General features: G+C 63.5%; 15 protein-coding genes and 4 tRNA genes. 17 read left to right on the top strand and 2 right to left on the bottom strand.

Annotated features, from left to right (window positions below; genetic code table 11):
* Window positions 1-28: 28 nt before the first annotated feature.
* The 16 genes from AC1RHV_RS12495 (at window position 29) to rpoC (ending at window position 17,921) form a co-directional block, all read left to right on the top strand.
* Window positions 29-1,414: a glutamine synthetase family protein gene (locus tag AC1RHV_RS12495; RefSeq protein WP_054455860.1), complete on the top strand. Its 1,386-nt coding sequence runs from the start codon at window positions 29-31 to the stop codon at window positions 1,412-1,414.
* A gap of 31 nt (window positions 1,415-1,445) precedes the next feature.
* A complete protein-coding gene (locus tag AC1RHV_RS12490) occupies window positions 1,446-2,834 on the top strand; it encodes an aldehyde dehydrogenase family protein (protein ID WP_125470759.1) in 1,389 nt (462 codons plus the stop codon).
* Between the two features lie 24 nt (window positions 2,835-2,858).
* Window positions 2,859-4,022 (top strand): iron-containing alcohol dehydrogenase, encoded by a 1,164-nt coding sequence (locus tag AC1RHV_RS12485; RefSeq protein ID WP_192353563.1) that lies wholly within the window; start codon window positions 2,859-2,861, stop codon window positions 4,020-4,022.
* A gap of 113 nt (window positions 4,023-4,135) precedes the next feature.
* Window positions 4,136-4,222 (top strand) — tRNA-Tyr (locus tag AC1RHV_RS12480).
* Between the two features lie 147 nt (window positions 4,223-4,369).
* A tRNA-Gly gene (locus tag AC1RHV_RS12475) sits at window positions 4,370-4,443 on the top strand.
* 10 nt (window positions 4,444-4,453) lie between these two features.
* A tRNA-Thr gene (locus tag AC1RHV_RS12470) sits at window positions 4,454-4,528 on the top strand.
* A 51-nt stretch (window positions 4,529-4,579) separates the two neighbouring features.
* The gene (gene tuf, locus AC1RHV_RS12465) at window positions 4,580-5,770 is read left to right on the top strand and encodes an elongation factor Tu (RefSeq protein WP_119449751.1); all 1,191 of its coding nucleotides are present in this window, start codon (window positions 4,580-4,582) and stop codon (window positions 5,768-5,770) included.
* Between the two features lie 132 nt (window positions 5,771-5,902).
* Window positions 5,903-5,978 (top strand) — tRNA-Trp (locus tag AC1RHV_RS12460).
* 64 nt (window positions 5,979-6,042) lie between these two features.
* Window positions 6,043-6,423 (top strand): preprotein translocase subunit SecE, encoded by a 381-nt coding sequence (secE, locus tag AC1RHV_RS12455; protein ID WP_054459362.1) that lies wholly within the window; start codon window positions 6,043-6,045, stop codon window positions 6,421-6,423.
* A 9-nt stretch (window positions 6,424-6,432) separates the two neighbouring features.
* On the top strand, window positions 6,433-6,966 hold the full coding sequence (gene nusG / locus AC1RHV_RS12450) for a transcription termination/antitermination protein NusG (protein ID WP_006389586.1): 534 nt from the start codon (window positions 6,433-6,435) through the stop codon (window positions 6,964-6,966).
* Between the two features lie 66 nt (window positions 6,967-7,032).
* Entirely contained in the window at window positions 7,033-7,464 is a 432-nt protein-coding gene (rplK, locus tag AC1RHV_RS12445) for a 50S ribosomal protein L11 (RefSeq protein ID WP_006389587.1), read from the top strand.
* Window positions 7,465-7,466: 2 nt separating this feature from the next.
* Window positions 7,467-8,165: a 50S ribosomal protein L1 gene (rplA, locus tag AC1RHV_RS12440; protein ID WP_054459364.1), complete on the top strand. Its 699-nt coding sequence runs from the start codon at window positions 7,467-7,469 to the stop codon at window positions 8,163-8,165.
* 249 nt (window positions 8,166-8,414) lie between these two features.
* Entirely contained in the window at window positions 8,415-8,939 is a 525-nt protein-coding gene (gene rplJ / locus AC1RHV_RS12435; protein ID WP_054459366.1) for a 50S ribosomal protein L10, read from the top strand.
* 81 nt (window positions 8,940-9,020) lie between these two features.
* Window positions 9,021-9,401 (top strand): 50S ribosomal protein L7/L12, encoded by a 381-nt coding sequence (rplL, locus tag AC1RHV_RS12430; protein ID WP_042795892.1) that lies wholly within the window; start codon window positions 9,021-9,023, stop codon window positions 9,399-9,401.
* 163 nt (window positions 9,402-9,564) lie between these two features.
* On the top strand, window positions 9,565-13,677 hold the full coding sequence (rpoB, locus tag AC1RHV_RS12425) for a DNA-directed RNA polymerase subunit beta (protein ID WP_054459368.1): 4,113 nt from the start codon (window positions 9,565-9,567) through the stop codon (window positions 13,675-13,677).
* Window positions 13,677-17,921: a DNA-directed RNA polymerase subunit beta' gene (gene rpoC, locus AC1RHV_RS12420; RefSeq protein WP_054459370.1), complete on the top strand. Its 4,245-nt coding sequence runs from the start codon at window positions 13,677-13,679 to the stop codon at window positions 17,919-17,921. The genes rpoB and rpoC overlap by 1 nt, the downstream gene beginning before the upstream one ends.
* A 108-nt stretch (window positions 17,922-18,029) precedes the next feature.
* On the opposite strand, the gene AC1RHV_RS12415 is transcribed toward rpoC, so the two are convergent.
* The gene (locus AC1RHV_RS12415; protein ID WP_054459372.1) at window positions 18,030-18,425 is read right to left on the bottom strand and encodes a TssQ family T6SS-associated lipoprotein; all 396 of its coding nucleotides are present in this window, start codon (window positions 18,423-18,425) and stop codon (window positions 18,030-18,032) included.
* 155 nt (window positions 18,426-18,580) lie between these two features.
* Here AC1RHV_RS12415 and AC1RHV_RS12410 point away from each other — a divergent pair, with 155 nt between their 5' ends.
* The gene (locus AC1RHV_RS12410; RefSeq protein ID WP_492300935.1) at window positions 18,581-19,849 is read left to right on the top strand and encodes a serine/threonine-protein kinase; all 1,269 of its coding nucleotides are present in this window, start codon (window positions 18,581-18,583) and stop codon (window positions 19,847-19,849) included.
* A 12-nt stretch (window positions 19,850-19,861) separates the two neighbouring features.
* On the opposite strand, the gene AC1RHV_RS12405 is transcribed toward AC1RHV_RS12410, so the two are convergent.
* Window positions 19,862-22,183, bottom strand: a complete 2,322-nt coding sequence (locus tag AC1RHV_RS12405) for a CHASE2 domain-containing protein (RefSeq protein ID WP_492300933.1) — start codon at window positions 22,181-22,183, stop codon at window positions 19,862-19,864.
* Window positions 22,184-22,186: the final 3 nt, after the last annotated feature.

Below are 22,186 nucleotides of genomic sequence, written 5' to 3'. Positions count from 1 at the left end.
CAACGCTTCAGTCACAAGGTGAAAGAGCATGCATGCACTAGGGGTAGCAACGGTGGAAGACGCGGAGCGGCTGGTGCAAGCCAGCCAGCTCTCGCACATCAAGGTAGGCTTGTCCGACGTCGACGGCGTCATGCTGGGCAAATACCTGCGGCGCGACAAGTTCCTGGGCGCGCTGCGCTCGGGGCTGGCGTTTTGCGACGTGGTGTTCGGCTGGGATCTGGACGACCAGCTGTACGACAACACCAAGTACACGGGTTGGCACACGGCCTATCCCGATGCCAAGCTCAGGATCATCCCCCAAAGCGGCCGCAGGCTGCCGCTGGAGCAGGGACCGGGCGGCGAAGACATGCTGCTGTTCCTGGCGGAATTCGAAGGCGACGCGGGCGCCATCTGTCCGCGGCGCCTGTTGCACCGGACGCTGGACCGGGCCGCCGGCATGGGCTATGACGTCTATGCGGCGCTGGAGTACGAGTTCTTCATGTTCCGCGAAACGCCGCATTCCGTGCGCGCCAAGAACTACCGCAACATGGAGAACTGGACGCCGGGAAATTTCGGCTACTCGGTGCTGCGCAGCACGGTCGAGGGCGACTTCTACCGCAAGCTGCTGGACATGTGCGAACGCATGGACATGCCCATCGAAGGCCTGCACACCGAAACGGGGCCCGGCGTGCTGGAAGCGGCGCTGGCGGTGGACCTGGCCGCGGCCGCGGGCGACAAGGCCTTTCTCTTCAAGACCTTCACCAAGGCGCTGGCGCAGCAGAACGGGCTGATGGCGACCTTCATGGCGAAATGGTCGCATGATCATCCCGGCCAGAGCGGCCACATCCATCTGTCGCTGCGCGATCACAAGACCAACCGCTCCGCCTTCTACGACGAATCCCGGCCGCATGGCATGAGCGCGACGCAAGCCTCCTTCATGGCCGGCGTACAGCGCTATCTGCCGGAATTCATGGCCCTGTATGCGCAGACCATCAACAGCTATTCGCGCCTGGTGCCCGGGTACTGGGCGCCGCTGGATGCCACCTGGGGCATGGAAAACCGTACCACCGCGCTGCGGCTGATTCCAGGCAGCGACAAATCGCAGCGCGTCGAGGTGCGCATCGGATCAGCCGACGCCAATCCTTACCTGGCCTTGTCCGCCGCCCTGGCTTCGGGCCTGTATGGCATCGAACAGGGCCTGGAACCCGAGCCGATGGTGCAGGGCAATGCCTACACGCAGCAGTTTCCAGCGCATCTGCGCCTGCCCACCACGCTATGGGAATCCGCGCAGCGGCTGCGCGAATCCGAGGCCGCGCGGCATCTGTTCGGCGATGCCTTCGTCGAACACTACGCCGCCACGCGCGAATGGGAAGAACGGCAGTTCCGCCGCCACGTGACCGATTGGGAACTGGCGCGCTACTTCGAAATCATCTGAATCCAAACCACATCGCTTGCGCAGGGCAGACATGACCCAGGAACTCATCACCATCAGTCCCATCGACGGGCGCGAGGTCGTGCGCCGACCCTATGCCAGCGAGGCGCAGATCGCGCAGGCACTCGCTGACGCCCAAGCCGCGCAGGGCGCGTGGCAGGCGCTGGGCGTGCAGGAGCGGGGGCGCATCGTGTCCGCGGCCGTCGACCGCTTCGTTGCCGCCAAGGAAGAGATCGCGCGCGCCATCACCATCCAGATGGGACGGCCATTGCGCTACACGCCGGGCGAAGTGGCAGGCTTCGAGGCGCGCGCCCGTCACATGATCGCCATCGCGGGCGAGGCGCTGGCGCCCATCCAGGTACCGGAGCAAACCGGTTTCACACGCTTCATCAGCCGCGAGCCGATAGGTGTCGCGTTGACCATCGCGCCGTGGAACTACCCCTTGCTGACGGCCGTGAACAGCATCGTGCCCGCTCTGATGGCGGGCAATACGGTCATCCTCAAGCATTCCGACCAGACGCCCTTGTGCGCGGAATTTATCGAACGCGCGTTCCGCGAGGTCGGGGCGCCCAAAGGCGTATTCCAGTATCTGCATGCCAACCACGACATCGTGCACCGGCTGATCCGCGCGCCGGAGGTCGGCTACGTGTCGTTCACCGGGTCCGTGCGCGGAGGGCATGCGGTCGAGGAAAGCGCGGCGGGGCGCTTTATCGGCATGGGCCTGGAGCTAGGCGGCAATGATCCGGCCTATGTGCGGGCCGACGCCAAGATCGAACACGCGGTCGAAACCCTGGTGGACGGCGCGTACTTCAATTCGGGCCAGTCCTGCTGCGGCATCCAGCGCATCTACGTGGCGCGCACCAGATACGATGAATTCGTCGATCGCGCCGTTGAGTTGACGCGCGGCTATGTCCTGGGGAATCCGCTGCACGCCGACACTACCTTGGGTCCGGTCGTGCGCGCCAAGGCCGCCGCCGAGATCCGGGCCATCATCGACGAAGCGGTTTCGGCGGGCGCCAGGAATATGATTGATAGCTCGCATTTCAAGGAAGCGAGCATAGGCTCGCCTTATGTCGCGCCGGCGTTGCTCACGCAGGTCGATCACCGCATGCGCATCATGAGCGATGAATGCTTCGGGCCGGCCGTCGGAATCATGGCGGTAGACAGCGACGAGGAAGCCATCGGTCTGATGAACGACAGTCCCTATGGCCTGACGGCGGCGGCCTTCACGCAGGACGAGGAAGCGGCCTTGCATATCGGTCGCCAGGTCCGCACGGGAACCTTTTTCATGAACCGCTGCGATTACCTGGATCCCGCGCTGGCCTGGACCGGCGTCAAGAATTCCGGCCGCGGCGTGTCCCTGTCGGTTGTTGGCTACGAACAGCTCACGCAAGCCAAATCCTTTCATCTGCGCAGCGTCTGACACGGCGCCATCAGGAAACCAACCATGACCTTGCCCAGCGTTAATTGGAACTATCCCACGGCCATCAAGGCCGGCCCTGGCCGCATCAAGGAATTGCCGGCGCTGTGCCGCGGGCTGGGCATGGCGCGGCCATTGCTTGTGACGGATCCCGGGCTGGCCGCCTTGCCCATGGTCGCGGGCGCCGTGCAGGGCTGCCGTGACGCCGGCCTGGAGTGCGGCCTGTTCCACGAAATCAAAGGCAACCCCACGGGCCGCAACGTCGACGACGGCGTGCGTGCTTACAAGCAGGGCGGCCACGACGGCGTGATCGCATTCGGCGGAGGTTCTGCGCTGGACGCGGCCAAAGCCATTGCGTTGATGGCGGGCCAGACGCGGCCGCTATGGGATTTCGAGGACATCGGCGACAACTACTTGCGCGTCGACGTGGCCGGCATGGCGCCGGTGGTGGCGGTGCCGACCACTGCGGGCACCGGTTCCGAAGTCGGGCGCGCCTCCGTCATCACCGACGAGGCCGCTGAAGTAAAGCGCATCATCTTCCATGCGCGCATGCTGCCCTCGGTCGTGATCCTGGACCCTGAACTGACGGTAGGCCTGCCGCCAAAGATCACGGCGGCGACGGGCATGGACGCGCTGTCGCACAATCTGGAGGCCTACTGTTCGCCGTTCTTCCATCCCATGGCGGCGGGCATCGCGATCGAAGGCATGCGCCTGGTGAAGGAGTACCTGCCGCAGGCGGTCGCCCATGGCGATGACCAGCAGGCGCGCCTGCAGATGCTGGTGGCGTCCAGCATGGGCGCGACGGCATTCCAGCGCGGGCTGGGCGCCATGCATGCGCTGGCGCACCCGCTGGGCGCGCTGTACGACGCGCATCACGGCATGCTCAACGCCATCCTGATGCCGTATGTGCTGAAAGCCAACGAACACGCGGTGGCGCCGCGGCTGCAGGCCTTGGCGCGCTATCTGGATCTGCCGGATTCCGGCCCTGGCGCGGTGCTGGACTGGGTGTTGCGCCTGCGCGAGACCGTGGGCATTCCGCATACCCTGGCCGAAATCGGCATCGACGAGGCTCAGGCCGAACGAATAGGGCGCATGGCGGCCGAGGATCCTTCGGCCGGCACCAACCCCGTCAACTACACGCCCGAGCAGTATTCCGATCTTTTCCGTGCAGCAATTCGCGGAAACCTGTAAGCTTCGCCCCCTCTGCGCGGAAACGCTGCGGTGGTTGAAGAAGAATTTTGAATATTTCGTCCGAAGCGTTTGACAGCGGATTTGAAAGTGTTCATAATCTCGAATTCTCCTCTGGAGGAGTGCCCGAGTGGTTAAAGGGGGCAGACTGTAAATCTGTTGGCCTTGCGCCTACGTTGGTTCGAATCCAACCTCCTCCACCAGAGACCCATTCCTAAATCCAGGCGCGGTTTGCCTGGATTTACAATGTGAAGCTCAGAAAGCTGAGCAGCCTTCGCAAAGAAGGTTGTAAGGTTTTCCAGGGCTTCGGATTGAAAAGGTTTGGGAAAGAGAAGGTGAAAGGGTATGCCGCGGGTGTAGCTCAATGGTAGAGCAGAAGCCTTCCAAGCTTACGACGAGGGTTCGATTCCCTTCACCCGCTCCAAGATTTATTTGCCCATGTGGCTCAGTGGTAGAGCACTCCCTTGGTAAGGGAGAGGTCGCGCGTTCGATCCGCGCCATGGGCACCACTAATTCCTCTTTTCTTCAGTCAGAAGCGCAATCCAGGTCAGGAGTCAGCCATGGCAAAAGGCAAGTTTGAACGTACCAAGCCGCACGTGAACGTGGGTACGATTGGTCACGTTGACCACGGCAAAACGACGTTGACGGCGGCCATCACGACCGTTCTGTCGAACAAGTTCGGCGGCGAAGCCAAGGGCTACGACCAGATCGACGCGACTCCTGAAGAAAAGGCTCGCGGCATCACGATCAACACGGCTCACGTCGAGTACGAAACGGAAGCGCGTCACTACGCGCACGTTGACTGCCCGGGCCACGCTGACTATGTGAAGAACATGATCACGGGCGCCGCCCAGATGGACGGCGCGATCCTGGTCGTGTCGGCCGCTGACGGCCCGATGCCGCAAACCCGCGAACACATCCTGCTGTCGCGCCAGGTTGGCGTGCCGTACATCATCGTCTTCCTGAACAAGGCTGACATGGTTGACGACGCCGAGCTGCTCGAGCTGGTGGAAATGGAAGTCCGCGAACTGCTGTCGAAGTACGACTTCCCGGGCGACGACACCCCGATCGTGAAGGGTTCGGCCAAGCTGGCGCTGGAAGGCGACAAGGGCGAACTGGGCGAACAGGCCATCATGGCTCTGGCCGCTGCGCTGGATTCGTACATCCCGACGCCCGAGCGCGCCGTGGACGGCACGTTCCTGATGCCGGTTGAAGACGTGTTCTCGATCTCGGGTCGCGGCACCGTGGTGACCGGCCGTATCGAACGCGGCGTGATCAAGGTCGGCGAAGAACTCGAAATCGTCGGTATCGTTCCGACGGTCAAGACGACCTGCACGGGCGTGGAAATGTTCCGCAAGCTGCTGGACCAAGGTCAAGCCGGCGACAACGTGGGCATCCTGCTGCGCGGCACCAAGCGTGAAGACGTCCAGCGCGGCCAAGTTCTGGCCAAGCCGGGCTCGATCACCCCGCACACCGACTTCACCTCCGAGGTGTACATCCTGTCCAAGGAAGAAGGCGGCCGTCACACCCCGTTCTTCCAAGGCTATCGTCCCCAGTTCTACTTCCGCACGACGGACGTGACGGGCACGATCGAACTGCCGGCCGACAAGGAAATGGTTCTGCCGGGCGACAACGTGGCCATGACGGTCAAGCTGCTGGCCCCCATCGCCATGGAAGAAGGCCTGCGTTTCGCCATCCGTGAAGGCGGTCGTACCGTCGGCGCCGGCGTCGTCGCCAAGATCCTGAAGTAAGCAATACCCGGATGGGTAGAGTGGACTCTAAAGTCCCTCTATCCATCTTTGCTGTAAAAGTAGTATGATGTATGGTTCCGCAAGTTGTTGCATGTAGGCGGAAGCAGCTGTGTAGTGCAAGTGTAGTGTTTTAGGGGCATAGCTCAATTGGCAGAGCGTCGGTCTCCAAAACCGAAGGTTGTAGGTTCGATTCCTACTGCCCCTGCCACCGCCAGGATAAACCCGCGGGAGATCATCGCGAGTTACGCATTCACGGCGGCTCGCGTCGCAATATGTCTAATACCAGCGTAGAAACCGTAACCAGTACCGCCGACCGGGTGAAGCTCGGGCTGGCGGTTCTTGTCGTTATTGCTGGCATCGTCGGGTTCTCCGTGCTCAGCGCGCAACCGATGCCTGCACGTATCGGCGTATTCGTCGGCGGCCTAGTGATCGCAGCCGTGATTGCCTGGTTCAGCGAACCCGGCCGCCGCACCCTGAGCTTCGCCAGCGAGTCCTACAACGAAGTCAAGCGTGTCTCGTGGCCCACGCGCAAGGAAACGACCCAGATGACGGGTATCGTTTTCGCGTTTGTGGCGGTCATGGGCCTTTTCATGTGGGTGCTCGACAAGGGCATCGAATGGATTCTTTACGGCCTGTTGCTGGGCTGGAAATAAGGACGGCGAATGAGTAAGCGTTGGTATGTCGTCCATGTGTACTCCGGCATGGAAAAAAGCGTACACAAGGCCCTGAACGAGCGCATCGAGCGCGCGGGCCTGCAAACGTCTTTTGGCCGCATTCTTGTGCCCTCCGAGGAAGTCGTCGAGGTCAAGGGTGGCCAGAAGTCGATCACCGAGCGCCGCATTTTCCCCGGTTATGTCCTGGTTGAAATGGACCTGACCGACGAAACGTGGCACCTGGTCAAGAACACCAACCGCGTCACCGGGTTTTTGGGTGGCTCGGGCAACCGTCCGACCCCGATTTCCGAAAAGGAAGTCGAGAAGATCCTCTCCCAGATGGAAGAGGGCGTCGAGAAACCCCGCCCCAAGATCCTGTTCGAAGTGGGCGAGATGGTTCGGGTCAAGGAAGGTCCGTTTGCAGACTTCAACGGCAACGTCGAAGAAGTCAATTACGAAAAGAGCAAGGTGCGCGTGTCTGTCACCATTTTTGGTCGCGCCACGCCCGTCGAACTCGATTTCAGTCAGGTCGAAAAGACCTAATTTCAACCCCCGGGGAGCTCCCAGGCCTGAACGCCCAGGAGCGATATAACCCGCAAGGAGCAAAGCATGGCGAAGAAGATCGTCGGCTTTATCAAGCTGCAAGTGCCGGCTGGTAAGGCTAACCCCTCCCCCCCGATTGGCCCGGCCCTGGGTCAGCGTGGCCTGAACATCATGGAATTCTGCAAGGCGTTCAACGCCAAGACCCAAGGCATGGAGCCTGGTCTGCCGATTCCGGTGGTGATCACCGCCTTCGCCGACAAGAGCTTCACCTTCATCATGAAGACCCCGCCCGCGACGGTCCTCATCAAGAAGGCCGCCGGCGTGCAAAAGGGTTCGTCCAAGCCGCATACCGACAAGGTCGGCACGCTGACCCGCGCTCAAGCTGAAGAGATCGCCAAGGCCAAGGGCCCCGATCTGACCGCCGCTGATCTGGACGCCGCCGTGCGTACGATCGCTGGCAGCGCCCGCAGCATGGGCATCACGGTTGAGGGGATCTAATCATGGCAAAACTGTCCAAGCGCGCCGCCGCCATTGCGCAGAAGATCGACCGCACCAAGCTGTACCCGGTCGCTGAAGCCCTGACCCTGGTCAAGGAAACCGCCGTCGCCAAGTTCAATGAATCCATTGACGTGGCCGTGCAGCTCGGCATCGACCCGAAGAAGTCGGACCAACTGGTTCGCGGCTCGGTCGTTCTGCCCGCCGGCACCGGCAAGTCGGTCCGCGTGGCCGTGTTCGCCCAAGGCGACAAGGCTGAAGCCGCCAAGGCCGCTGGCGCCGACATCGTCGGTCTGGACGACCTGGCTGACCAGATCAAGGCCGGTCAGATGGACTTCGACGTGGTCATCGCCTCGCCCGACACGATGCGTGTCGTGGGTGCCCTGGGTCAGATCCTGGGCCCCCGCGGCCTGATGCCGAACCCGAAGGTCGGCACCGTGACCCCGGACGTCGCTACCGCTGTCAAGAACGCCAAGGCCGGTCAGGTTCAGTACCGCACCGACAAGGCTGGCATCATCCACGCAACGATCGGCCGCGCGTCGTTCGGCGTGGAACAGCTGCAAACCAACCTGGCCGCTCTGGTCGACGCCCTGCAAAAGGCTCGTCCCGCAGCTGCCAAGGGCATTTACCTGCGCAAGCTGGCCGTTTCGTCCACGATGGGCGGCGGTGCGCGCGTGGAAATTGCCTCGCTGTCGGCCAACTAAGCCGATAGCTGTAAACGTACTTTGGGCTGCATCCGGATTCCTCCGGATGTTGCTGTCAAAGACCGCTGGAGCAGGGTGGTTCAAGCAGTACCGGACCCCTCCGCTTAATACCGAAGCCCGTAAGGTTCGGATCCAGCGTAGACGGCGTCCCCAGGAAGATTTCTTTACACGAAGAACTCGACCAGGCGCCGCATTCGGTTGACGCGCAAGGCTCAGGCCCCAGGCGTCTTTTGATGGAGTGTTCAAACCGTGAGTCTCAATCGTCAAGAGAAAGCGGTGGTGATCGAGGAAGTCTCGGCGGAAGTCGCCAAGGCCCAATCGATTGTTATCGCTGAGTACCGTGGTCTGGACGTCGCCTCTGTCACCGTACTGCGCAAAACTGCGCGTGAATCGGGCGTGTATCTGCGTGTTCTGAAGAACTCGCTGGCCCGTCGTGCTGTTGCCGGCACGGCTTTCGAGCCGTTGGCTGAGCAACTGACCGGTCCGCTGATCTATGGCATCAGCGCTGATCCGGTCGCGGCGGCCAAGGTCCTCGCAGGTTTCGCGAAAAGCAACGACAAGCTGGTCATCAAGGCGGGCTCGCTGCCCAACAGCCTGTTGAACCAAGAAGGCGTGAAGGCCCTGGCCACCATGCCCTCGCGCGAAGAGTTGCTGTCGAAGCTGCTGGGCACCATGCAAGCCCCCATCGCGCAATTCGTGCGTACGCTCAACGAAGTTCCGACCAAGTTCGCCCGTGGCCTCGCCGCCGTGCGCGACCAGAAGGCAGCGGCTTAATCGCCCTGCTGTCCGGAATTCGCTGAACGACCGAGCGACACCCAAACCCTGGCATTACCAAAATATTTGGAGTTCTGAAAAATGGCACTTAACAAAGCTGAAATCCTTGACGCCATCGCTGGCATGACCGTGCTCGAGCTGTCCGAGCTGATCAAGGAAATGGAAGAGAAGTTCGGCGTGTCGGCTGCTGCCGCCGCTGTCGCTGTCGCTGCTCCCGCTGCTGGTGGCGCTGCCGCCGCCGCTGAAGAGCAAACCGAGTTCACCGTCGTCCTGACCGACGCCGGCGCCAACAAGGTTAGCGTCATCAAGGCCGTGCGCGAGCTGACCGGTCTGGGTCTGAAGGAAGCCAAGGACCTGGTCGACGGCGCTCCGAAGCCCGTCAAGGAAGCTGTGGCCAAGGCTGACGCCGAAGCCGCCAAGAAGAAGCTGGAAGAAGCTGGCGCCAAGGTCGAAGTCAAGTAAGACCTGCGTCAATTTGCCCGGGGACAGCGCAGTTTGCAGTCCCCGGGCTTTTGCGTTTCCAGGAAACCCCTACTGGGGGTATGCCCTTTACAGGGGGGTTTCCTGGAGTCGTATCACCTGGGGCCGTGGTTGACGGCCCATGCAACCTCGAGTCGGAGTGCTCATGCCTTACTCGTACACCGAAAAAAAGCGCATCCGCAAAAGCTTCGCCAAGCGTGAAGACGTTCAAAACGTTCCTTTCCTGTTGGCGACACAGCTTCAATCCTACCTAACTTTCCTGCAGGCGGATACCGCCCCGTCCGATCGCGTAGCCGACGGTTTGCAGGCGGCGTTCTCGTCGATTTTCCCGATCGTTAGTCACAACGGTATGGCGCGCTTGGAGTTCGTGAGCTATGTGCTCGGCGAACCGGTGTTCGATGTCAAGGAATGTCAGCAACGTGGCCTGACCTATGCCTCGCCCCTGCGAGCCAAGGTCCGCCTGGTGCTGCTTGACCGCGAAGTCAGCAAGCCCACCGTGAAGGAAGTGAAGGAACAGGAAGTCTACATGGGCGAAATTCCGCTCATGACGGGCACGGGTTCCTTCGTCATCAACGGCACCGAGCGTGTCATCGTTTCGCAGCTGCACCGCTCGCCTGGCGTGTTCTTCGAGCACGACCGCGGCAAGACCCACAGCTCCGGCAAGCTCTTGTTCTCGGCCCGCGTGATTCCTTACCGCGGCTCGTGGCTGGACTTCGAATTCGATCCGAAGGACGTCCTGTTCTTCCGCGTCGACCGTCGCCGCAAGATGCCCGTCACGATCCTGTGCAAGGCCATCGGCATGACGCCGGAATCGATCCTGGCCAACTTCTTCGACTTCGACAACTTCGAGTTGAAGAGCGAAGGCGCGATGATGGAATTCGTTCCTGAGCGTTGGAAGGGCGAAATGGCCCGTTTCGACATCAGCGACCGTAGCGGCAAGGTCATCGTCGAAAAAGACAAGCGCATCAACGCCAAGCATCTGCGCGACCTGGCTGCCGGCGGCATCCAGCGCATCTCCGTGCCGGAAGACTTCCTGTATGGCCGCGTGCTGGCCAAGAACATCGTCGACCCGGACACCGGTGAAGTCATCGCCAACGCCAACGACGAAATCACGGAAAGCGTGCTGGGCGCCCTGCGCGCCGCCAACGTGCACGACATCCAGGCCCTCTACACGAACGACCTGGACCGCGGCCCGTACATCTCGCAAACGCTGCGCACCGATGAAACCGCCGACCAGATGGCCGCGCGCGTTGCCATCTACCGCATGATGCGTCCTGGCGAACCGCCCACCGAAGAAGCGGTGGAAGCGCTGTTCCAGCGTCTGTTCTACAGCGAAGAAACCTACGATCTGTCGCGCGTCGGCCGCATGAAGGTCAACAGCCGTCTGGGCCGTGGTGAAGACATCACCGGTCCGATGACGCTGACCAACGAAGACATCCTTGAAACCATCAAGGTGCTGGTCGAGTTGCGTAACGGCCGTGGCCAGATCGACGACATCGATCACCTGGGCAACCGTCGCGTGCGTTGCGTCGGCGAACTGGCCGAGAACCAGTTCCGCGCCGGCCTGGTGCGCGTCGAGCGCGCCGTCAAGGAACGTCTGGGCCAGGCCGAGACGGAAAACCTGATGCCGCACGACCTGATCAACTCCAAGCCGATCTCGGCTGCCATCAAGGAGTTCTTCGGTTCGAGCCAGCTGTCGCAGTTCATGGACCAGACCAACCCCCTGTCGGAAATCACGCACAAGCGCCGCGTTTCCGCACTGGGCCCGGGCGGTCTGACCCGCGAGCGCGCCGGCTTCGAAGTCCGCGACGTGCACCCGACCCACTACGGCCGCGTCTGCCCGATCGAAACGCCGGAAGGCCCGAACATCGGCCTGATCAACTCCATGGCGCTGTACGCTCGCCTGAACGAGTACGGCTTCCTGGAAACGCCTTACCGCAAGATCATCGACGGCAAGGTCAGCGAGCAGATCGACTACCTGTCGGCCATCGAAGAAAGCCACTACGTCATCGCGCAGGCCAACGCCGCGCTGGACGAGGAAGGCCGCTTCGTGGACGACCTGGTGGCTTGCCGCGAAGCCGGCGAAACCATGCTGACCGCCCCGGCCAACGTGCACTACATGGACGTTGCCCCGTCGCAGATCGTGTCGGTCGCCGCCTCGCTGATTCCGTTCCTGGAGCACGACGACGCGAACCGCGCGCTGATGGGCGCCAACATGCAACGTCAGGCCGTGCCTTGCCTGCGTCCGGAAAAGCCGGTCGTGGGTACGGGCATCGAGCGCACCGTGGCCGTTGACTCGGGTACGACCGTGCAAGCCCTGCGTGGCGGCCTGGTCGACCACGTCGATGCCGAGCGTGTCGTGATCCGCGTGAACGATGAAGAAAACGTCGCTGGCGAAGTCGGCGTCGACATCTACAACCTGATCAAGTACACCCGTTCCAACCAGAACACGAACATCAACCAGCGTCCCATCGTCAAGCGTGGCGACAAGGTCGCCAAGGGCGACGTGCTGGCTGACGGCGCATCGACCGACCTGGGCGAACTCGCCCTGGGTCAGAACATGCTGATCGCGTTCATGCCCTGGAACGGCTACAACTTCGAAGACTCGATCCTGATCTCCGAAAAGGTTGTTGCCGATGACCGCTACACCTCGGTCCACATCGAGGAACTGACGGTCGTTGCCCGCGACACCAAGCTGGGTCCGGAAGAAATCACGCGCGACATCAGCAACCTGGCCGAGACGCAACTGAACCGTCTGGACGATTCGGGCATCACGTACATCGGCGCCGAAGTCAGCGCCGACGACGTGCTGGTCGGCAAGGTCACGCCCAAGGGCGAAACCCAGCTGACGCCGGAAGAAAAGCTGCTGCGCGCCATCTTCGGTGAAAAGGCGTCCGACGTTAAGGACACCTCGCTGCGCGTGCCCTCGGGCATGACCGGCACCGTGATCGACGTGCAAGTGTTCACGCGCGAAGGCATCGTGCGCGACAAGCGCGCCCAGTCCATCATCGACGATGAACTGCGCCGCTATCGCCAGGACCTGAACGACCAGCTGCGCATCGTTGAAAACGACCAGTTCGACCGTATCGAAAAGATGCTGGTCAACAAGACCGTCAACGGCGGCCCGCGCAAGCTGGCCAAGGGCGCCACGATCACCAAGGCATACCTGGCTGATCTGGACCGCTGGCAGTGGTTCGACATCCGCCTGGCCGACGAGCCGCACGCCGTCGTGCTGGAGCAGGCCAAGGAATCGCTGGAGCAGAAGCGCCACCAGTTCGACCTGGCTTTCGAAGAAAAGCGCAAGAAGCTGACGCAAGGCGACGAGCTGCCCCCGGGCGTGCTGAAGATGATCAAGGTCTATCTGGCCGTGAAGCGTCGTCTGCAGCCTGGCGACAAGATGGCAGGCCGTCACGGCAACAAGGGCGTGGTTTCGCGCATCACCCCGGTGGAAGACATGCCGCACATGGCTGACGGCACGCCGGCCGACATCGTTCTGAACCCGCTGGGCGTGCCCTCGCGGATGAACGTCGGCCAGGTGCTGGAAGTGCACTTGGGCTGGGCTGCCAAGGGCGTGGGCCACCGCATCGCCGACATGCTGCGCGACGAGCGCACTGCGCAGGTCAAGAACGTCCGCGCCTACCTGGACAAGGTCTACAACACGACCGGCACCGGTGCGCGCATCGACGAGCTGACCGACGAAGAAGTCATGGAAATGGCGCAGAACCTCAAGAACGGCGTGCCGTTCGCGACGCCCGTCTTCGACGGCGCGACCGAAGAGGAAATCACCACGATGCTGGAACTGGCCTATCCGGACGAAGTCGCCAAGCGCATGGCGCTGACGCCTTCGCGCACGCAGGCGTGGCTGTACGACGGCCGCACCGGCGAGCAGTTCGAGCGTCCGGTCACGGTCGGCTACATGCACTACCTGAAGCTGCACCACCTGGTCGACGACAAGATGCACGCGCGTTCGACCGGCCCGTACTCGCTGGTTACCCAGCAGCCTCTGGGCGGCAAGGCGCAGTTCGGCGGTCAGCGTTTCGGGGAAATGGAAGTGTGGGCGCTGGAAGCATACGGCGCCGCCTACACCCTGCAGGAAATGCTGACGGTGAAGTCCGACGACATCACCGGCCGTACCAAGGTATACGAAAACATCGTCAAGGGCGATCACGTCATCGACGCCGGCATGCCGGAATCGTTCAACGTGCTGGTCAAGGAAATCCGCTCGTTGGCCCTGGACATGGATTTGGAGCGTAACTAATGAAAGCGCTACTCGACCTCTTTAAGCAAGTCTCGCAAGACGAGCAGTTCGATGCCATCAAGATCGGCATCGCCTCGCCCGAGAAGATCCGTTCGTGGTCCTACGGCGAAGTTCGCAAGCCCGAGACCATCAACTACCGTACGTTCAAGCCCGAGCGCGACGGCCTGTTCTGCTCCAAGATCTTTGGCCCGATCAAAGACTACGAGTGCTTGTGCGGCAAGTACAAGCGCCTGAAGCATCGCGGCGTGATCTGCGAAAAGTGCGGCGTGGAAGTCACCGTCGCCAAGGTTCGCCGTGAACGCATGGGCCACATCGAGCTGGCCAGCCCCGTCGCGCACATCTGGTTCCTGAAGAGCCTGCCGTCGCGTCTGGGCATGGTGCTCGACATGACCCTGCGCGACATCGAACGCGTTCTGTACTTCGAAGCCTGGTGCGTGATCGAACCCGGCATGACGCCGCTCAAGCGCGGCCAGATCATGTCGGATGACGATTTCCTCGCCAAGACCGAAGAGTACGGCGACGACTTCCGTGCCCTGATGGGCGCGGAAGCCGTGCGCGAACTGCTGCGCACCATCGACATCGACCGCGAAGTGGAAACGCTGCGCGGCGAACTGAAGGCCACCAGCTCCGAAGCCAAGATCAAGAAGATCTCCAAGCGCCTGAAGGTGCTGGAAGGCTTCCAGAAGTCCGGCATCAAGGCCGAGTGGATGGTCATGGAAGTGCTGCCCGTGCTGCCGCCGGACCTGCGTCCGCTGGTGCCGCTGGACGGCGGCCGCTTCGCGACCTCCGACCTGAACGACCTGTACCGCCGCGTCATCAACCGCAACAACCGCTTGAAGCGCCTGCTGGAGCTGAAGGCTCCGGAAATCATCCTGCGCAACGAAAAGCGGATGCTGCAGGAAGCCGTCGACTCGCTGCTGGACAACGGTCGCCGCGGCAAGGCCATGACCGGCGCCAACAAGCGCCAGCTCAAGTCCCTGGCCGACATGATCAAGGGCAAGAGCGGTCGTTTCCGTCAGAACCTGCTGGGCAAGCGCGTCGACTACTCGGGCCGTTCGGTCATCGTGGTGGGTCCGCAGCTCAAGCTGCATCAGTGCGGCCTGCCCAAGCTGATGGCCCTGGAACTGTTCAAGCCGTTCATCTTCAATCGTCTGGAGATGATGGGCCTGGCCACGACCATCAAGGCTGCCAAGAAGCTGGTGGAAAGCCAGGAACCGGTGGTCTGGGACATCCTGGAAGAAGTCATCCGCGAACACCCGGTCATGCTGAACCGTGCGCCCACGCTGCACCGTTTGGGCATCCAGGCGTTCGAGCCGGTCCTGATCGAAGGCAAGGCGATCCAGCTGCACCCGCTGGTTTGCGCGGCGTTCAACGCCGACTTCGACGGTGACCAGATGGCCGTTCACGTGCCGCTGTCGCTTGAAGCCCAGCTGGAAGCGCGCACGCTGATGCTGGCCTCCAACAACGTGCTGTTCCCGGCCAACGGCGAACCGTCGATCGTGCCGTCCCAGGACATCGTGCTGGGTCTGTACTACACGACGCGCGAGCGCATCAACGGCCGCGGCGAAGGCATCTTCTTCACCGACGTCGCTGAAGTGCAGCGCGCCTACGACAACGGCGAAGTCGAACTGCAGTCGCGCATCACCGTGCGTCTGAAGGAACACGAGCGCGACGAGAACGGCGAATGGCAGCCGGTGATCCGCCGTCACGAGACGACGGTCGGCCGCGCGCTGCTGTCCGAAATCCTGCCCAAGGGCCTGCCCTTCACGGTGCTGAACAAGGCGCTGAAGAAGAAGGAAATCTCGCGCCTGATCAACCAGTCGTTCCGCCGCTGCGGCCTGCGCGACACCGTGATCTTCGCTGACAAGCTGATGCAGTCGGGCTTCCGCCTGGCCACGCGCGGCGGTATCTCCATCGCCATGGGCGACATGCTGATCCCGACCGCCAAGGAAGGTATCCTGGCCGAAGCCAGCCGCGAAGTGAAGGAAATCGACAAGCAGTACTCGTCGGGTCTGGTCACGTCCCAGGAACGCTACAACAACGTGGTGGACATCTGGGGCAAGGCTGGCGACAAGGTCGGCAAGGCGATGATGGAACAACTGGCCACCGAGCCCGTGATCAACCGTCACGGCGAGGAAGTGCGCCAGGAATCGTTCAACTCCATCTACATGATGGCTGACTCGGGCGCCCGCGGTTCGGCCGCCCAGATCCGCCAGCTGGCCGGTATGCGCGGCCTGATGGCCAAGCCGGACGGCTCGATTATCGAAACGCCGATTACCGCGAACTTCCGTGAAGGCCTGAACGTACTCCAGTACTTCATTTCGACTCACGGCGCGCGTAAGGGTCTGGCCGATACGGCACTGAAGACCGCCAACTCGGGCTACCTGACCCGTCGTCTGGTCGACGTGACGCAAGACTTGGTGATCACCGAGGACGATTGCGGCACCTCGCAGGGCTACAACATGAAGGCCCTGGTCGAAGGCGGTGAAGTCATCGAACCGTTGCGCGATCGCATCCTGGGTCGTGTGGCTGCTGTCGATATCGTCAACCCGGACACGCAGGAAACGGCCATCGTCGCCGGCACCCTGCTGGACGAAGACATGGTCGACACCATCGACCGCATCGGCGTGGACGAAGTCAAGGTCCGCACGCCGCTGACTTGCGAAACGCGCCATGGCCTGTGCGCGCACTGCTACGGCCGTGACCTCGGCCGCGGCTCGCCGGTCAACCAGGGCGAAGCGGTTGGCGTCATCGCCGCCCAGTCCATCGGTGAACCGGGCACGCAGCTGACGATGCGTACGTTCCACATCGGTGGCGCGGCATCGCGGTCGGCCCTGGCCAGCGCGGTGGAAACCAAGTCCAGCGGTACCGTCGGTTTTGCCAGCACGATGCGCTACGTCACGAACGCCAAGGGCGAACGCGTGGCGATCTCGCGCTCCGGCGAACTGGCGATCTTCGACGACAACGGCCGCGAACGCGAACGCCACAAGATCCCGTACGGCGCGACCGTGCTGGTGGGCGATGGCGAAGCCGTGAAGGCTGGCGCGCGCCTGGCGACCTGGGATCCGCTGACCCGTCCGATCGTGTCGGAATACGGCGGCGCCGTCCGCTTCGAGAACATCGAAGAAGGCGTGACCGTTGCCAAGCAGGTGGACGAAGTCACCGGCCTGTCGACGCTCGTCGTCATCACGCCGAAGACCCGTGGCGGCAAGATCGTCATGCGTCCGCAGATCAAGCTGGTCAACGAGAACGGCGAAGACGTCAAGATCGCCGGCACCGATCACTCGGTGAACATCTCGTTCCCGGTGGGCGCGCTGATCACCGTGCGTGATGGCCAGCAGGTTGCCGTGGGTGAAGTTCTGGCGCGTATTCCGCAAGAATCGCAAAAGACCCGCGACATTACCGGCGGTCTGCCGCGCGTGGCCGAGCTGTTCGAAGCCCGTTCGCCGAAGGATGCCGGCATGCTCGCCGACGTCACCGGCACGGTCTCGTTCGGCAAGGACACCAAGGGCAAGCAGCGTCTGGTCATCACCGACCTGGAAGGCGTGAGCCACGAGTTCCTGATTCCGAAGGAAAAGCAGGTTCTGGTGCACGACGGCCAAGTGGTGAACAAGGGCGAAATGATCGTGGACGGCCCGGCCGATCCCCACGACATCCTGCGCCTGCAAGGCATCGAGAAGCTGGCGACCTACATCGTCGACGAAGTGCAGGACGTGTACCGTCTGCAGGGCGTGAAGATCAACGACAAGCACATTGAAGTGATCGTCCGCCAGATGCTGCGTCGCGTGAACATCGTCGACGCCGGCGATACCGAGTTCATCCCGGGCGAGCAGGTCGAGCGCTCCGAGCTGTTGAACGAGAACGACCGCGTCACGGCTGAAGACCGCCGTCCGGCCAGCTACGACAACGTGCTGCTGGGTATCACCAAGGCCTCGCTGTCGACCGACTCGTTCATCTCGGCCGCTTCGTTCCAGGAAACCACCCGAGTCCTGACCGAAGCCGCCATCATGGGCAAGCGCGACGACCTGCGCGGCTTGAAGGAAAACGTCATCGTCGGCCGCCTGATCCCGGCGGGTACCGGCCTGGCTTACCACCATGCCCGCAAGGACAAGGAAGCGCTGGAGGCTGCGGAACGCGAAGCAGCCCGCCAGCTGGCTAACCCGTTCGAAGACTCGCCGGTCACGGTGGGCTCGGATGCGGAAACGCCGGCTTCCGACCTGGGCGCCGAGGATTCCGCCGAATAAGCGGAAGCACCCGGCAGGGATGCCGCGCGCAGTCCGGCGCGGCATGCCCGGAATCAAAAAGGCCGCTGATGCGAATCAGCGGCCTTTTTTTGTCTGGCGCAGGGGAGCTTACTTTGCGACCTGCGCCTGCGCGTGCCGGAACACGGGCCCCCAGACGGGATGGCCGGCTTCGTTGGGCGCCAGTTCGAAAGCGGGGTCCAGCGCCAGAATGCGGGCGAAGCTGTCTTCGCACAGCCGCGGATACTTGCTCACGCAGTAGCTGAACGCCTGCAGCTTGTAGGCCTCGATGCGTACGGCCTTGGTGGAGGTGGCCAGGGCGTCAGAGGTGGCGACGCCGCGGATGACTTCTCCGTAGCGGCCGGCGCTGTATTTGTCGCGTACCTGCTGCAGCTGGTCCAGGGCTTCCGCGGTGGGAGGCGCTTCCGGCTTTTGGGATGAGACGCCGGCGCAGCCCGCCAGCAGGGCCGATAAGCCGAGCAGACTACTCAGAACGCGAATTTTCATGGCTTCCAAAGGTGTAGAGGGGTTTAGCGGTACGCTATCGTGCCACAGCCTGATGCGCTCGGACATTTTCGGCAATGTCCTTGCGGTGCGGATTGGATAATATTCGCCTTATTCCATAGTTAATTCAGCTGTCGCGCGACAGCGCAGTCCCGATCATGTCTTCTTCCGCCGGCCTCCTGACGCCGCGTGGCCCCTTTTCCGGCGCCGCGCCGCTTGCACTGCGTCCGCTGAGCGCCATCGCCGCCAGCACGGCGGGGGGGGTGCCGGAAACCCGCATCAAGCGGCTTTTGTCCGATCTGCTGCCGTCCTTGATGGCGCTGCATGCCCAAGGTGAAATCTGCGGCGATATTTCGCTGGATACGGTGGGTATGGACGAAAACGCCCGTGCCCATCTGGTGCCTGAACTGGTCGTGGCGCGTTCGCGCCGTGCTACCCGCACGCCGACCCCGGGTTTTGCGCCGTTCGAACTCTACACGGATTCGATGGAATGGCCGCGCGGCCCCTGGAGCGACATCTACGCCCTGTGCGCGGTGATGCATACGCTGGTCATCGGCAGCAAGCCCGCCCCGGCGCCTGAACGCCGGGCGGAAGATACCTACGAGCCGCTTGCGTCCCTGGGTTTGCCGAAGTACAGCCAGGACTTCCTGGCAGTGATCGACGCCGGCCTGGCCATGGCGCCCGCCGACCGCCCGCAGACGCTGGCCGACCTGGCAGGCATGCTGGGCATCGCCGCGCCGGTCGAAACGGCGCCGGACCCGGTGATTCCGGCGCCGGCTTCGCGCGCGGCGCCCGCCGCTGCCGCCGCAGCGCATCAACCTGCGCGCGGACGCCATCCCCTGCTGGTTCTGCTGCTCATCGTGGCGTTGATCGGCGCGGGCGTTTACGCCTGGTTCGAGTCGGGAATGGGCGCGCCGAATGCGCTGATTACCCGGTCCGAAGTGGTCCAGCCGAACCCGCCAGCGGTGCATCCCCTGCCGCCGCCATCGCCACCGGCGCCGGGCGCCGCGTCTGCGGTGCCGCCATCGCTGCCGGAGGTTCGAACCCCGCAGGAAACCGCGCCTCAACCCCCAGTCGCGGGAAGCGCACCCGCCCAGAGCGACACTCCGGCTCAGCCGGCGGTGCCCGCCGAGGCGTCTGGGACTACGTCAACTCCGCCCGCGGCCGCGCCGGCCGAGACTCCCGCCGTGGCCGAAGAGGCTCCCAAGCCCAAGCCGGTTCCCGTGCTGGTGCGGTTGGACATCCGCCCTTGGGGCGAGGTCTGGATCAATGGCGTGGCGCGGGGCATCAGTCCGCCCGTCAAGGAACTGCGGCTGATACCCGGCAAGTACCAGGTGGTGCTGCGCAACGCCGATCTGCCCCCGTACCGCATGACGCTGGAGGTCAAGGCGGGCAAGCCCGCCGTGATCTCGCACGTCTTCCAATAAGGATCGCCGCGGCTATGCCGCGGGCATCTCCTCCGGCGCCATCGGCAGGCGCAGCGTGAAGACCGAACCCACGCCCAGCTCGCTGCTGACCTCGACCGATCCGCCGTGGCGTTCGGCCACCGTGCGCACGAATGCCAGGCCCAGGCCCGCGCCACCGACATCGCCGCGGGTTTCCACACCCACGCGCGAGAACGGCTCGAACAAGCGGGCCAGATCCTGCGCTGCGATACCCTGGCCCTGATCGCGGATATTGACGCGCCAGAAGCCGGGTTCCTCGTCGATGCCGCATTCGATCCGCGTGTCCGCCGGGCTGTACTTGATGGCGTTGTCGATCAGATTGCACAGCGTGCGCATGAGCAGGGTCTGATCGCCGCGGACGTAGGCGGCGGGCAGCGGCAGCGCGAGGGTGAGTTCGATGCCGCGCTTCTGCGCCGAGGCCCAGAACTCGTCCACGGCGTCCTGGAGCAGGCTGCCTAGATCCAGCTCTACTGCGCTGATCGTCATCGATTCGGCACGGGTCAGATGCACGAAGTCGTCGACCAGGCGCAGCGTACGGTTGGCCAGCGCGGCGATGCGGCCCAGGGTTTCACCCTGGTCTTCGGCCGAGCCGCTTTCCTGCTTCATTTCGACCAGCGCGAGGATCGAGCTTTGAGGCGCGCGCATGTCGTGCGAGATGAAGCGCAGGGTTTCCTCGCGCTGGCGTTCGGCTTGGCGGATGCGCGAGATGTCCGTCAGCGTGGTGACGGTGCCGGCGAAGTTGCCTTCGGCGGTATGGATGGGCGCGCATTTCAGGATCAGGTCGCGCCCCGCGTGGTCGCGTATTTCCAGGTCGGCGCTCCAGGGCGATGACGCGGCGACCGGGCCTTGGCCGCTAAGCGCTTCGGCGACGCGTTGGCGCGTGGCAGGATCGGAGATGGTCTTCTCGAGCAGGTGCGCGGCCGGGCGGCCGACGCGGGGAGGGCGCATGCCCAGCCGCTGGAAATACATGACCGCCGCCTGGTTGCGGAATTGCATGCGGCCGTCCTGATCGAAAACCAGCGTGGCGTCCGGCATGCCGTCCAGGCCGTCGGCCAGGAAGCGGCGCAGGTTGCGCACTCGGGCCAGCGCCCGGCGCAGCTCCCCGACGCGGCTCTCCAGCGACACGCTGGGTCCCGCGCCCTGGGCGCCGGCTTCGTTCAGCACCGGCGGGTACTCGCGCTGCAGGCGACGCAGCTCGTTGTCCATGTAGCGCAGCGCGGCCTCCTGGCTGCGCCAGCTCCAGAGCGGATAGCACAGCGTCACGCCCAGCAGGGCCGCGGCCGGCGCGAACCACACATAGGCATAGGCCAGCAGCAGCAGCGCCGTCAGCAGGATGAGGGCGAACAGCGCCAGGCTGACCAGCAGGGCCCGCTTGGGCGACAGCCGCCACAGGGCCAGGCAGGCCAGCAGCACGGGCAGCGCCGCAAACAGCGCGTTGCACCAGGCGGGCGGCAGCCTATAGGCGATGTCGTCGCGCGCGGCGTGCAGCAGGTTGGCGATGATCTCCACCCCCGACATGCCGCTGACGTCATGCGATACCGGTGTCGGGTAAGCGTCGCCCAGGCCGGTGGCCCAGGCGCCGACCAGCACGTACTTGCCGCGCAGATCCTCCGGCGACAGATCGCCGCGCAACACGGACAGGTAGGACACGGTGCGCGTATGCGCGGTGGGGCCGGCGTAGGGGATCAGGATGCTGCCGTCAGGCGCGGCGCGTTTCAACAGCTTTTGCGCGGATTCCGGTTCGCCGCCGACGTCCAGCATGGCCAAGGCCAGATGGTTCCAGCGGCGGTCTCCAAGCTGCGCGGTCAGGGTGGCTTCGCGCACCACGCCATCCGGGTCGATGCGCGCGTTGATGAAGCCTTTCGCGGCGGCGGCCTGCGCCACGCCGGGGATGGGTTCGTTGACGGCGGAAGGGCGGTCGAGCCGGTCCAATACGACCGGCAGGACGGCCCGTCCGTGGCGCCGGATGCTGTCGGCCAGAATGCGGTCGTCGTTCGGATTGGCCATGTCCGGTTCGGCGAAGATCAGGTCCAGCGCCACGGCTCGAGCGCCCTGCAGCCGGTCCAGCAGCGCCGCGTGGACCGCGCGCCGCCAGGGCCAATGGCCCAGCGCCTTGACGCTGTCATCGTCTATCGCGACGATCAGGATATCGGGATCGGCGGCACGCCCCGTTACCGACAAGGCGCGGTCATAAAGAATCTGGTCGAAACGGCCCAGGCCGTTGAAGGCGCCCAGGATGGCGGCAAGCGCCGCCAAAGCCACAGTCAGCCACAGCCCTGAGCGCGAGGTCCGGTCCTGCGGATCGGCGTCGGCCATGGG

This window comes from Achromobacter sp. GW823-FHT04E03, from assembly GCF_058796095.1.
The sequence above is the reverse complement of the archived record's forward strand: the minus strand, read 5'-3'. Positions and strand labels throughout refer to the sequence as shown.